This window comes from Oryzomonas japonica (assembly GCF_008802365.1).
GTDB lineage: Bacteria > Desulfobacterota > Desulfuromonadia > Geobacterales > Pseudopelobacteraceae > Oryzomonas > Oryzomonas japonica.
In genome coordinates, this window is sequence record NZ_VZQZ01000002.1 from 414,661 (window position 1) to 428,111 (window position 13,451).

Annotated in this window: 13 protein-coding genes; 4 read left to right on the forward strand and 9 right to left on the reverse strand. The window is 52.6% G+C overall.

Translation table 11 applies throughout. The annotated features are described in order from the left end of the window. Positions 1 to 342 (forward strand): hypothetical protein, encoded by a 342-nt coding sequence (locus F6V25_RS05175; RefSeq protein WP_151127542.1) that lies wholly within the window; start codon positions 1 to 3, stop codon positions 340 to 342. Between the two features lie 12 nt (positions 343 to 354). After that, complete coding sequence (locus tag F6V25_RS05180; RefSeq protein ID WP_151127543.1) at positions 355 to 1,581, forward strand: zonular occludens toxin domain-containing protein; 1,227 nt, start codon at positions 355 to 357, stop codon at positions 1,579 to 1,581. A 569-nt stretch (positions 1,582 to 2,150) separates the two neighbouring features. On the opposite strand, the gene F6V25_RS05185 is transcribed toward F6V25_RS05180, so the two are convergent. Continuing rightward, positions 2,151 to 2,657: a DUF2726 domain-containing protein gene (locus F6V25_RS05185; RefSeq protein WP_151127544.1), complete on the reverse strand. Its 507-nt coding sequence runs from the start codon at positions 2,655 to 2,657 to the stop codon at positions 2,151 to 2,153. Between the two features lie 9 nt (positions 2,658 to 2,666). Beyond that, positions 2,667 to 2,993 carry a helix-turn-helix domain-containing protein gene (locus F6V25_RS05190; RefSeq protein ID WP_191966084.1) on the reverse strand — a complete coding sequence of 109 codons (327 nt, stop codon included), beginning with the start codon at positions 2,991 to 2,993 and terminating at the stop codon, positions 2,667 to 2,669. Between the two features lie 250 nt (positions 2,994 to 3,243). On the opposite strand from F6V25_RS05190, the gene F6V25_RS05195 reads away from it, so the two are divergent. After that, positions 3,244 to 3,597, forward strand: a complete 354-nt coding sequence (locus F6V25_RS05195; protein ID WP_151127546.1) for a hypothetical protein — start codon at positions 3,244 to 3,246, stop codon at positions 3,595 to 3,597. Between the two features lie 170 nt (positions 3,598 to 3,767). Here F6V25_RS05195 and F6V25_RS05200 read toward each other — a convergent pair whose 3' ends face one another. After that, the gene (locus F6V25_RS05200; protein ID WP_151127547.1) at positions 3,768 to 5,207 is read right to left on the reverse strand and encodes a sensor histidine kinase; all 1,440 of its coding nucleotides are present in this window, start codon (positions 5,205 to 5,207) and stop codon (positions 3,768 to 3,770) included. 191 nt (positions 5,208 to 5,398) lie between these two features. On the opposite strand from F6V25_RS05200, the gene F6V25_RS05205 reads away from it, so the two are divergent. Next, on the forward strand, positions 5,399 to 5,878 hold the full coding sequence (locus F6V25_RS05205; protein ID WP_151127548.1) for a methylglyoxal synthase: 480 nt from the start codon (positions 5,399 to 5,401) through the stop codon (positions 5,876 to 5,878). A 99-nt stretch (positions 5,879 to 5,977) separates the two neighbouring features. On the opposite strand, the gene F6V25_RS05210 is transcribed toward F6V25_RS05205, so the two are convergent. From F6V25_RS05210 to fabF, 6 genes are all read right to left on the reverse strand, one after another. Beyond that, positions 5,978 to 7,285, reverse strand: a complete 1,308-nt coding sequence (locus F6V25_RS05210; RefSeq protein WP_151127549.1) for a phenylacetate--CoA ligase family protein — start codon at positions 7,283 to 7,285, stop codon at positions 5,978 to 5,980. Positions 7,286 to 7,308: 23 nt separating this feature from the next. Next, positions 7,309 to 9,030 (reverse strand): proline--tRNA ligase, encoded by a 1,722-nt coding sequence (locus tag F6V25_RS05215; protein ID WP_151127550.1) that lies wholly within the window; start codon positions 9,028 to 9,030, stop codon positions 7,309 to 7,311. Between the two features lie 105 nt (positions 9,031 to 9,135). Further along, entirely contained in the window at positions 9,136 to 10,182 is a 1,047-nt protein-coding gene (gene ispG, locus F6V25_RS05220) for a flavodoxin-dependent (E)-4-hydroxy-3-methylbut-2-enyl-diphosphate synthase (protein ID WP_151127551.1), read from the reverse strand. A 138-nt stretch (positions 10,183 to 10,320) separates the two neighbouring features. After that, positions 10,321 to 11,568 carry a serine hydroxymethyltransferase gene (gene glyA / locus F6V25_RS05225; protein ID WP_151127552.1) on the reverse strand — a complete coding sequence of 416 codons (1,248 nt, stop codon included), beginning with the start codon at positions 11,566 to 11,568 and terminating at the stop codon, positions 10,321 to 10,323. Between the two features lie 118 nt (positions 11,569 to 11,686). Then, the gene (rpiB, locus tag F6V25_RS05230) at positions 11,687 to 12,139 is read right to left on the reverse strand and encodes a ribose 5-phosphate isomerase B (RefSeq protein ID WP_151127553.1); all 453 of its coding nucleotides are present in this window, start codon (positions 12,137 to 12,139) and stop codon (positions 11,687 to 11,689) included. 1 nt (position 12,140) lies between these two features. Next, positions 12,141 to 13,373, reverse strand: coding sequence for a beta-ketoacyl-ACP synthase II (fabF, locus tag F6V25_RS05235; protein WP_151127554.1), 1,233 nt, complete (start codon positions 13,371 to 13,373; stop codon positions 12,141 to 12,143). Positions 13,374 to 13,451: the final 78 nt, after the last annotated feature.

Below are 13,451 nucleotides of genomic sequence, written 5' to 3' on the forward strand. Positions count from 1 at the left end.
ATGCAAGTTCTTCTAACGTTCCTTGGTTCCGTTTTAGGTAAGATTTTTACGGACGGTGTTATCAAGTGGATTGCCGTTAAAACTCTATCTGTTTTCCTGTTTACTACTGTTGTTCCTATCATATTAAATAATTTTCTGTATGACATTATAGAAATAGTTCTTAATTTCGCTACATCACAAATCGGTAGTAGTGGTAGTTTAAATGGTGCAATGAGTTTCGATGGATTATTAGGATGGTTTGTAACTGTTTTTAGGGTTCCTGAATGTCTCAGCGTGCTTATTTCTGCTCTTGTTCTTCGCGTTATACTGTCAATGATACCGTTTGTTAGGCTAGCGGGTTAAAAGGGGGATTTTATGAACTGTGCTGTTGTTGGTGTACCGGGTACTGGCAAGACTTATTTTATGGTTCAATACTTGAAAAAGCATTTTACCTATAATGAGTTTTTCAGGGAATTCACTATAGCTAAAAACATTCTCATTCTTACTAATATAGATGGCCTTAAACTCTACGGTCCGTCTTGCTGGAATATTGAAAGTCCAGAATTATTAGGCGACCCGTCCAGTGGTATCAAGGGTAAGTTGACCCGCGAAGAGTTTTTCACCGTTGATAACATGAAAAGAATCATGGAAAATACGGGCAAGACAAACATTGTCCTTTGTATCGATGAAATCCAGCGTGATCAGTATTTCCCTCTCGGCTACAAGGACAAAGATGTTCTCTTCATGTTCGCTTATCACAGGCATATTGGCATGGATATTATTCTCGGTACTCAAGACCCCGCTTTGATCTGCCGGGCTGTTTTGGCTCAATTCGAATATTTGGCTCATGGCACTCTCCGGAGTAAAAAGTTTTTTGGTGCCATGAGCTATAAATTCACGGATAACAAGGGCAATTACATGTATTCCCAGACGTTGCGGACTGACAAGTCAGTTTTCAACGCATATCAGTCGCAATCGGTTCAGGAAATACGTGCTCCTAAAAATGCGATCATTCATTGGGTCGTGGTGGTCGTTGTCCTCTTGGTCGTTGCCGGAGGTCTGTTTAAAACGTCCCTTGCCATTGTTGCCGAAAAGGCAAAGCCGAAACATCCTGTTGCTCGTCCTGCTGCCGCTTCGATTCCTGCGCCTGCTGCTTCTTTACCAAAAACCGCTGCTGTTCAGCCTGTGGCGTCTTCTTCACGTGTTCCCCCGCCTGTCATACCTCCGTCTACTCCTGTCGCTGCATGGCGTTCCTATGACGTTCAGGGATACATTTCTACGGGTGGGCGATCTTACTATCTGGTGAATGGTCATTACTTGGACCCTACCCGGTGCCGTCATTACTCTTCGGTAACACATACCGTTGAATATTTCAGTTTAGAGCCATTGGCAGACAGCCGCTCTGTCGGCGGCGGGCGGCCAATGGCGTGGGGTTCGTCGTCGGAATCGACGGCGAAAGGTGAGCCGTTAGGTGAACCGGCCCCGGATAAGCCCAAATTGTCGAACATTCCAGAATTTAAACCGGGTGTCGATGATTATCGTTCTCCTACTGGTGTTGACTGGAAACATGACCAAATTCGGAATGCGGGTAAGTCGTTCTGATTGCCTATTTTGATCTGAAATATGTCATTTTAGATCTGATCGGTGCCATCGATTTCCACTTTTCTTGATATTTCGCAAAGGTAACTAGACTCGACACAAGATGATTAGACATTAATGCTAAGTGAGGTTGTAATTGTAATATGTATTTTACACATTACAATCCCTAATTTTTCTATGTCCGGTTAAATATCAGCATGTTACAAGCTTAACCCGCTGGGGTTATAGTTATAACTTGTTCAATTCCATTTCGTTAAATGATTGATTTGGTCTACCGTTCTTTTATGAATGTTCTAAATTCCTTCGGAAATAAGCCGATAATAAGTTGACTTGTAACCATCTAATATTAAACGTGATATCGATAATTATGATTTGTTTTCAGTCTAAATATCTTTAAGAATTCACATTTCTTGCCCATTTCTCTGAGTCTGATATTTGGCTGTCCTCATACTGCTGAGTCAAAGACAAACAACCGCCTTTCGCTTCGCTCGGCCATGCAACCGTGATCTGTCGTGTTCACTGTCGCGGGGCTGTCTTTCCCCTCTAGTCCATGTCCATCTGTGTCCTAAAAACTACGCTTTTCCTCTTTGGTTTATCTTGGATAGCTTTTCTCTTATCTCGCTTATGGTATATCCCTGCTTAACAGTAAAATGGACAATTGGTATTCTTGCTGACGCTAGCGCTTTATCTATAAGGTCGTCACGATCGGCTCTGTCCTTCCGTTCGTGCGTTTTATCGTCAAGTTCAATAACTCCTAATGGTATAAGGTCGGCGGCTGAGCATATTAAAAAATCTACATGCTTTTTGTCGATCATATTTCTTGCGGTTGTACGTTTGCTTGCTGTGAGTCCTTTTGCTGGTGTCATAATATCGCCAACTCTTACTTTTCCGAAAACTCGGTAGCGTTCTCCTATTGCCTGTTCAAGAACGCCTAAAAATGATCGTTCCGCTGGTGTGAAGAGAGTGCTTACCTTCGTGAATTGTAGATCGGTTCTGTTGCTCGGCTTTTTGTTCTTTCCTGCTGCTAGTAGGCCAATGACAATTAAAATTATAATAATCATTCCAATAAATAAATTCATTGTCTCCCCTTATGCCACGTGTTTTCCTTGTTCCATCTTCTTCAATCTTTCAAGCCGTTCCTCTTTCTCAATGCAAACCAGTGCGCTCTGGAGTGTGTCGGGCTCCATTCCTTCAAGTGTCTTTACAATCGCTTCAATCCGCTTGTTGGGGTGTTCTGTCGGTTTTCCTCCGAATACGATTTCAGCTAGCATTGTAAGTGTCTTGCTTGGTTCGCACCTCCCCTTGAGTATTGCTGATATGTGTGTATTTGATATCCCTAGCTTTTCTGCTATGTCCTTTTGTTTCAGTTCTTTCCTCTTCACCATTTTGCCAATGTCATAAAAAATTCCCGTCATGGCAATTTCTCCTTGATAAAATTCTGTCATGGGATTATATAAAACACATATTACATTCCATGGAGGTGCATTATGAAGCGTTCTCGCGTCTTACCTGTCTGCCTTAGTGAAGATGAATCTGCCCGCCTTGAGTCCCTTGTGTCTTCATACAACTGTTCCGGCCAGCGTGTTACAAGGTCTGACATTATCCGTCACGGCCTTGGACTCGTCCCGATTCAGCCGGTACTTTTTCCGTTCCCGGTTGCGGCCCGTGGATAGGTCAATCCGTTACAGGGTCGTTTCCCGTGGCACGGAGGCCATCGTCCTTTTAGTTACGCTTCCTGAAAACCTTCTTAGCCGTGTTACTGATTTTTTCGACATGAAGGAACGGCAGATTCCTTCCCTACCCTCCCATGACGTTGAAAAAAACATGGCTGCTTATGCCCTACGTTGCGAGCAAACTGCTTGCTCCGTCTTTGACAAGGAAGTCCTTTCCGCTGACAGTCCTTGCTCTGCCATTTCGTCCTCTCTCGCCATTATTCATGAGGTTATTCCAAATATTTCTTATGCTAATCTTAAGACTATTTTAAGGAAAGCTGGCCGCCTTAAGGGTACAGGTTTATAGCCTTTCTGTCAATTTTCAGACCCCATTCGTTATATTATGTAAAGTACATCTTATGGAGCATTTAAACATGAAATAAAATACTTATGCTTAATTTATTAATCAATCACTTCGAAAATACCGTGTAACGGGGTGGAATGACAGACCCATCTATTCTTTCTAAACAAAAACGCTTAATCACTTTGGCAAACATTTTGAGAGAAGCCCGCCGGCAGTTCTATCCTGAATTCAGCGCCATCCCGATGGTTTAACGCCGTCAGCTTGCCGGCCATGTTCTTTTCAATGATCACCTTCGACATATACAAGCCGATGCCGGTGCCCTTGTCCGGCCCTTTCGTGGTAAAGTACGGATCAAAGATCTTGTTGCATAAGCTCTCATCAATGCCACCGCCGTTATCATGCACCGTAACAACCGAAAGATCATTGTCGCGGAAAGCCTGGATGGTAATCCGGGGCTCATGAACGTGCCTCTCCAACAGGACATCCTTGGCATTGCTTATGATATTGAGCAATACTTGGGAATATTCATTCTTGTAGCCAACGGCTGTCACGTCGGGGTCGAGGTGCAACTCGGTCGTAATGTAACTATTTTTCAAGGCGGCGTCGATAAGCCCGACAGCCAGTTGCACCGCCTTGGCGACGGAGAATACGCGTTTCTCCTTGTCCTGTCGAAAGAAGTTGCGGAAGTCATCGATGGTAACGGACATGTGGTGGATGATCTGCATGGCGTTGGCAACTTCCCAGTCGAACTCCTCCCCACTGATTTCCCCCGACTCTTGAGCAATTTGCAGATTCTGTATGATGAGTCCCACATTATTAAGCGGCTGGCGCCATTGGTGGGCGATATTATTGACCATCTCTCCCATCGCCGCCAGACGGCTTTGCTGGAATAGCATCTGATTCCTCTGGCTAAGTTCAATGACGGTTTCTGCCACGCGTTTTTCAAGAGATTGGTTAAGCTTTTCAAGCTGCCGGCTTTTTTGCGAAAGCGTGTCTTGCACCCGTTTTCGCTCCGTGATGTCATGGATGATCGCCCACATTGCAAACGGGTTTCCCTGGTCGTCGCGAACAAGTTGAGCCCGCAGTTCTATCGGGAAAATTGTGCCGTCTTTCCTCCGGTATTCCTTTTCATAAATATCGGAATACCCCCTGGGGATAACCTGTTCATCAATAATTTTACGTTCTAACGAATGCCATTTTTCGGGCGTAAGCTCCTCGTAGGTCTTTGAACGCAACTCTTCAGCTTCGTATCCGAGCATGGTGCGGAAAACTTCGTTGTATTGCAGTATCCTGCCGGTCATATCGACACTGGCAAAGGCGTCCATCATCCCCTCATAGAGAAGGCTGAACAGCATGTCCCTGTTCTTTATCACCTCCTTGAGTTGCCTGGATTCCAAGAGGTATCGGCTGATAAGTTGATACAGGAGTGCCCCGGTGATGACGACGAAGAAAAAACCTTTAAAGACTGAGATTCGCACCAACGTGGCTGGATCGGTTATGATGAGGCCCAGAATTGTATCGGAACAATAAATCCATAAACAGCTGAAAATTGCGTAAATCGCAATGATTTTGAGCAGATCATAACGATCTGTTTTTTCGAGACCACTCTTCATGGTGCCACCTTGCCGACGGCCGAGCAATTAAAACCAACCATGTTATATTAAATAAAATTAGGATACATGATATCATACCAAACAAAAAGTCCCTGTCCAAAATTTTGCATATCCCAACAGGTTATTTTTCATTGGTAAATGGGGTGAAAATATGCTGGTATGCGGGAAATAAGAAAAGGAGGCAGGGGTAGATGACTACGAAACAGCCAAAGGATAAGGGCCTCATTCCGTGTAAACGGATTGCTCTCGTCGCACATGACAATAAAAAGCATGATCTCATCGAGTGGTCCCTCTTCAACCGGGACTTGCTGGCCCAACACAAGCTTTACGCCACGGGGACCACGGGGACATTGCTGGAAGAAGCGCTCCGAATCCCCATCACCAAATTTCAAAGCGGCCCTCTTGGCGGAGACCTGCAGATTGGCGCCAAAATCGCCGAGGGCGAAATTGATTTGATCATTTTTTTCTGGGACCCGCTGGAACCTCAACCCCATGACCCGGATGTGAAGGCGCTCCTGCGGATTGCCGTTGTCTGGAACATTCCCGTGGCATGCAACCGCACCACTGCCGATCTCGTTATATCATCACCACTCATGTCGTCGGGGTATAAACGGACCATCCCTGATTTCAAGGAGTACCGGGACCGTTTTCGCAACTCAAAGGGGAACTGATCCGGGTTGTTTTTCATTTTTGCCCGCAAAAAAGCGGGTCATGTGTATATAGAACATGACCCGCTCGTATTCAGCAATGGAAGAAAAGTATTCAGACCATCACAACTGGCGCCTGTCAATGACGCGGTTGGCCTTTCCCTCGTTGCGCGGCAGGCTGTTGGGCTCCACCAGCTTGACGGTGACGCCGACCCCCAACACCGTGTCGATCTTCTTCTCGACCATCTCCAAAAAAGCCCGCTGTTTTTTCATCTCATCAAAGAAGATATGCTCCGTGACCTCGATGCTGACCTCAAGGGTATCCATGGCACCCTTGCGGTCAACCACCAGTTGGTAATGCGGTTCGCACCCCTCGATGGCCACCAGCACCTCTTCGATCTGCGACGGGAAGACGTTGACCCCCTTGATGATCAGCATATCGTCGGAGCGGCCCATGGTCTTTTTCATCCGCACCGTGGTCCGGCCACACTCACAGACGCCATAGTCAAGACGGGTAATGTCCCGTGTCCGATAGCGGATCATGGGGAAGGCTTCCTTGCTGATGGTCGTCAGCACCAGTTCGCCCACACTTCCCGGCGGCAGTACTTCACAGGTCTCGGGGTTGATGATCTCCGGGATAAAGCCGTCCTCGGAGATGTGCATGCCGCATTTGCAGCGGCATTCCCCGGCAACACCGGGGCCGATGACCTCCGACAAGCCATAGTTGTCCGTAGCGCTGAGGGAAAGACGTGACTCGATCTCCCGACGCATGGCCTCGGACCAGGGTTCGCCGCCAAACAGACCCACCTTGAGGGATAAGGTCTTGGGATCAATGCCCTGCTTTTCAATGCGGTCGGCAATGTTGATGGCATAGCTCGGCGTGCAGACCAGAACCGTGCTCTTGTAATCCTGCATGATCATGATCTGCTTGTCCGTGTTGCCGCCGCTCATGGGGATGACGGCGGCGCCGATGGTTTCCGAACCGTAGTGCAGGCCAAAGGCGCCGGTGAACAGGCCGTAACCGAAGGCGATCTGCACCACGTCGTCAGGGGTGACGCCGGCCGCAGTCATGAAACGAGCCACCAGGTTCGACCATATCTTGAGGTCGTTTTTGGTATACCCCACCACCGTCGGTTTGCCGGTCGTACCGGATGACGAATGGATGCGGACCACCTCTCTGAGCGGTACGGCAAACATCCCATAGGGATAATTGAGCCGCAGGTCCTCCTTGGTGGTAAAGGGGAGCTTTGCCAGATCGGAAAGGGAAGTGATATCCTCGGGAACAATACCCCGTTCGTTGAACTTCGTCCGGTAACAGGTTACGTTTTTATAGACGCGGTTGAGGGTCGCCTGGAGCCGCTCAAGTTGGAGCTGTTCTATCTCGTCCCGGGGCATGCATTCATGCTGGGGGTCCCAAATAGTATTCTGCATCACGACCTCATACCCGTTTAATTTCAGACCAAGGCCGCGTCGACAAGTTGCTTGATCCTGGCGATACCCTCTTCAACCGGCAGCAGGAGTACCTCGCCGGTTTTGCGGATTTTGACCTCGACCTTCCCTTCGGCCAATCCCTTGCTGCCGACCACAATGCGCAGCGGGATACCGATCAGGTCGTTATCCTTGAATTTGACGCCCGGACGTTCGTCACGGTCATCGAACAGCGTCTCCACCCCCAATTGTACCAGCTTCGAGTAGATTTCTCCGGCCGCGGCCATGACGTCGCCATCCTTGGCGTTCAGGGCCACAACGGAGCAATGGAAGGGCGCCAGGGGCAACGGGAAGATGATGCCGTTCTCGTCATGGTTCTGCTCGATGGCCGCTGCAACCGTCCTGCCGATGCCGATGCCGTAGCACCCCATGAAGATGACCTGTTCCTTGCCGTCGGCATCCAGGTAGGTGGCATTGAGGGCGGTGGAATACTTGGTGCCCAGCTTGAAGACATGCCCCACCTCGATACCGCGCCACATCTCAAGTTTTCCCTCCTGGCAGCGTGGGCAGGCATCGCCGGCCACGACCATGCGGATATCGGCAAAGCGCTCGACCGAGAAATCCCGTCCCGGGTTGGCATTGATGAAATGCATATCCTTTTCATTGGCGCCCATGGCGACATTGGCCATGCCCTCGACGACCAAGTCGGCAATAACCGTCACCTTTTCCTTGAGCCCCAGCGGGCCGAGGAAACCGATCGGCGATCCGGTGATGCGCAGGATCTCCTCTTCGGTCGCCATTTCGATTTCGTCCCACCCCAGGCTGTTCTTGAGTTTGATCTCATTCAGCTCGTGGTCGCCCCGCAACAGCGCCATGACGAACTCGCCACTGCCCGAAGCGTACACCAGGGTCTTGACCGTCCTGTCGGCGGTCAATTTCAGGAAGGCCGCAACATCGGCAATGGTTTTCATGTCCGGCGTCGCGATCTTCTCCAACGGCAGCAACTCGCCGGCCGGCACCGATGGCAGCGGCCGCGCCTCGGCCTTTTCCACGTTGGCGGCATAGCGGCAGGAGTCGCAGGAGGCGATGCCGTCCTCGCCCGAATCAGCCAGAACCATGAACTCGTGGGAGAACGACCCGCCAATGGTGCCCGAGTCCGCTTCAACGGCACGGAAATTCAGTCCGCACCGTTCAAAAATGCGGATATAGGCCTGGTACATACGGTCATAGGACTCGTCCGCGGCGCTGCTGTCCACATCAAACGAGTAGGCGTCCTTCATGATGAATTCGCGGCCCCGCATGAGGCCGAACCGGGGGCGGATCTCGTCGCGGAACTTGGTCTGGATCTGGTAGAAATTGATCGGCATCTGCCGGTAGCTCTTGATCTCGCGGCGGATCATGTCGGTGATGACCTCTTCATGGGTCGGCCCCATGCAGAACTCGCCTTCCTTGCGATCCTTGAAGCGCAGCAACTCCTTGCCGTAAAAACTCCAGCGCCCCGACTCCTGCCAGAGTTCGGCCGGTTGGACGCTCGGCATGAGCAGTTCGATGGCCCCGGCGCGGTCCATCTCCTCGCGGACGATGTTCTCGAACTTGCGGATGGAGCGCAGCCCCAAGGGCAGGTAATTGTAGATACCGGCGGCCAGCTTGCGGATCATGCCGGCACGGAGCATCAATTGATGCGACACGACCTCGGCATCGGAAGGGGTTTCTTTAACCGTGGGGATGAAATAACGTGAATAGAGCATTCTCACCTCAGAGGATGGTATAGTCGAACAGGTTGTATTTTTCGAGCAGTGCCTTGAGCAGCTCCTGACGGAACAGCTTTACGCCGTTCTCCGGCTGGGACTCTCTCAGAGCTTGTCTATCTCTTCCAACAGGGCGTCGGCCAACTTGTCTTCCGGCACCTTGCGGACGATCTCGCCGTTGCGGAACAGGAGCCCCTCCCCTTTTCCACCGGCAATGCCCACATCCGCCTCACGGGCCTCTCCGGGGCCGTTGACGGCGCAACCCATGACTGCGACCGTAATCCGCTTGTCCACCCCTTGGAGTCGGCGTTCAACCTCTTCGGCGACCTTGATCAGGTTGATCTGACACCGGCCGCAGGTGGGGCAGGAAACAAAATTGACGCCGCGCTGGCGCAAGCCGAGGCTTTTCAGGATCTCGTACCCTACCCTGACCTCGTCCAGTGGATCACCGGTCAGGGATACCCGCATGGTGTCGCCGATACCGTCGGCGAGCAGGATGCCGAGGCCGACCGAGGACTTGACCGTCCCGGAAAAGATGGTCCCGGCCTCGGTGATGCCGATGTGCAGGGGATAGTCAACCCGTTCCGAAAGCAGGCGGTAGGCGGAAACCGTCTTCATCACATCCGAAGCCTTAAGGGAGATCTTGATCTCCTGGTAGCCCAACTCCTCCAGAATGCGCACGTGGCCAAGGGCGGATTCGACCATGGCCTCGGCCGTGGGATGGCCAAAGCGCTCCAGCAGTTCCTTTTCGAGAGAGCCGGCATTGACGCCGATCCGGATGGGCACCCGGCGTTCAGCCGCCGCCTTGACCACCTCGGCCACCTTCCACTTGTCGCCGATATTGCCCGGATTGAGCCGCAGCCCGTCTATGCCGCCATCAAGCACCTGCAGGGCCAGCTTGTAGTCGAAATGGATGTCGGCGATGACCGGGATCGGGCTCTCATGCTTGATCTTGCCCAAGGCCACGGCCGCATCCATGTCGGGAACGGCGCAACGGATGATCTCGCACCCGCCGGCAGCCAAACCGGCAATCTGGGCAAGGGTGGCGGTGACGTCCCGCGTATCGGTGGAACACATGGATTGGACCACGCAGGGGGCGTCGCCACCCACGGGAACCGATCCGACTCGTATCTGTCTGGTTAGCTTTTTCATAACTGTGCATACTAGCCAAAGAGCGGGAGCAAAGTCAAGGAAGACGAGTGAATCAGGCGTCGCTGTCCCCTATCAGAACAAAAAAAGACCCGCCGGTTGCCCGACGGGTCTTGACCCCAGAAAATAACGGTCCCTTCCCTACTTCAGCCGGTTGGCATAGAGCGGGAACCGCTTCATCATGGTATTGACCTGCACCTTGATGGCGGCCAGTTTTTCGTCGTTGTCGATATTGGCTATGGCATCGGCGATAAAGGTAGCCACCTGTTCCATTTCCGCTTCCTTCAGGCCGTGGGATGTGGCGGCCGGCGTTCCGATCCGGATACCGGAGGTGACGAACGGGGAACGGGTCTCGAAGGGAACGGTATTCTTGTTGACCGTAATACCAGCCTTGTCCAAGGCCGCTTCAGCCGCCTTGCCGGTGATTTCGGTACCGGAGAAATCGACCAGCATCAGGTGGTTGTCGGTACCGCCGCTGGTCAGCTTGAAACCGCGCTTCATCAACGCCCCGGCCAAGGCCTGGGCATTCTTCACGATCTGCTGCTGATAGACCTTGAACTCCGGCTGAAGGGCTTCCTTGAAGGCCACCGCCTTGGCGGCGATGACATGCATCAACGGGCCGCCCTGGATACCGGGGAAGATCTGGGAATTCAGGTTTTTGGCAAGTTCTTCACGGCAGAGGATCATGCCGCCGCGCGGGCCGCGCAGGGTCTTGTGGGTAGTGGTGGTCACGTAATCCGCGTAGGGGATCGGGCTGGGGTGCACCCCAGCCGCCACCAGGCCGGCGAAATGGGCCATATCGACCATGACCACCGCCCCGACCTTGTCGGCAATGGCGCGGAACGCTGGGAAATCGATGATGCGGGGATAGGCGCTGGCGCCGACCACGATCATTTTCGGTTTGTGCTGCTCTGCCAGGCGTTCCACCTCGGCGTAATCGATGGTCTGGGTTTCGGGAGAAACACCGTAGGGCACGATATTGAACAGTTTCCCGGAGAAGTTGACCGGGCTGCCGTGGGTCAGGTGACCGCCGTGGGAGAGGTTCATGCCCAGGACGGTATCTCCCGGCTTGCAGGCGGCAAAATAGACCGCCATATTGGCCTGGGAGCCCGAGTGGGGCTGAACATTGACATGTTCGGCGCCGAACAGCTCCTTGGCGCGCTCGATCGCCAGATTTTCGACCACATCCACCTGGTCGCAGCCGCCGTAGTAGCGCTTGCCCGGATAGCCCTCGGCGTATTTGTTGGTCAGGATGCTACCCTGGGCCTCAAGCACCGCCTCGGAGACAAAGTTTTCCGAAGCGATCAGCTCCAGGTTGTACTCCTGGCGTTCGGTCTCGTGGCGAATGGCTTCGGCAACCTGGGGGTCAAATTGGTCGAGAATCGACATGGTGTGTCTACTCCTTCGTGGGATGGATTCAGTCAGCAGGGGGTTGAAAAACAGGGAGCGGGACTTGTGGTCAAGTCCCGCTGTTATCTATCATTATCTCATTGTATCGAAAAGAGAATCAACTACAACGATATTTTTCTTCCAATTGGGCGATCTTGTCCAGCCGTTTCTGATGCCGTCCCCCCTCAAAGGAGGCGTCCAGCCAAGCGGTTACCAACTCCTGAGCGGTTGTTTCGTCAATCACCCGCCCCCCCAGCACCAGAACATTGGCGTTATTATGTTCTTTTGCCATGCGGGCCATGAAGGCATCGGTCACCAGTGCGGCGCGAATACCGGGCACCTTGTTGGCTGCAATGGAGATACCGATGCCGGTCCCGCAGACCAAAATGCCGGCATCAGCCTCGCCGTGGGCGACCAGGAGCGCCACCCGCTCGGCAAAATCGGGATAATCCACCGAATCCTCTGAATTGGTGCCGGCATCGGCAACCTCGATATCCCTGCCCTGCAGGAAGGGGATCAGAGACTGTTTCAGGCCATAGCCGCCATGGTCACTTCCCAGTGCGATTTTCATGTCAGACCTTTTTGAAAAGCAGTGAGGCGTTTGTGCCGCCGAAACCGAAGTTGTTGCTCATGGCGTATTCGATCTTGGCTTCGCAAGCGGTGTTGGGGGTGTAATCGAGATCGCATTCCGGGTCCGGCTCCTCGTAGTTGATGGTCGGCGGAATCACACCCTTTTCAAGGGCCAAGCAGCTGAAAACCGCCTCGATGCCCCCGGCAGCCCCCAGGAGGTGGCCGGTCATGGACTTGGTCGAGGAAATTTTCACCGCACCGGCATGGTTGCCAAAGACGGTCTTGATGGCCATGGTTTCGTACAGGTCGTTCATGGACGTCGAGGTGCCGTGGGCGTTGATGTAGCCTACTTGTTCGGGGTTGACGCCGGCGTTGGCGAGCGCCATTTTCATGCAGCGCGCCGCCCCTTCGCCATCCGGTGCCGGAGCGGTCAGGTGATAGGCGTCGCCGGTCAGGCCATAGCCGACAACCTCGGCATAGATCTTGGCGCCGCGTTTTTTTGCGGCCTCATACTCTTCCAGGATCACGATGCCGGCGCCTTCGCCCATGACAAAGCCATCACGGTTTTTCTCAAAGGGGCGCGAGGCGGCCTGGGGATCGTCGTTACGGTCGGAGAGAGCCTTCATGGCGGAAAAGCCTCCGATGCCAAGGGGGGTTATCGTTGATTCGGTTCCCCCGGCGATCATGGCGTCGGCGTCGCCCCGTTTGATAATGTGGTAGGCATCGCCAATGGAATGAGTGGCGGTTGCGCATGCCGAAACGGATGAAATATTGGGGCCCTTTGCGCCATATTTGATGGAGATGTGGCCGGGGGCAAGGTTGATGATCAACATCGGGATGAAGAAGGGGGAAATTTTCTTGTAGCCCCCTTCAAGCAGTGCCGCATGGTACTTCTCGATGGTCGGCAGCCCGCCCAGGCCGGCACCCACGAGCACCCCTACCCTCTCGGCGTTCTCCTCCGTGATGGCCAGACCGGAGTCCTCCATGGCGAAGTGAGAAGCTGCCAGCGCATACTGAATAAAGAGATCCATCTTCTTGATCTCTTTCTTTTCAATGAAATCCTCGGGGTTGAAGTCCTTGACTTCACCGGCTATGCGCACCGGCATGGCCGAGGCGTCAAAGCGGGTGATCTGCGCGATGCCGGAACGGCCGTTGATAAGCGCATCCCAGTTTTTGGCATTGCCGCATCCCAGAGGAGAAACGACCCCAACACCGGTAATTACGACTCTTCTCATAATTGTATGCTCCTGGTAGATAATGACGGGTTGGAACCGGATAAACAAAAAGAGGGGAGTGTCTCCCCTCCCCTGTTT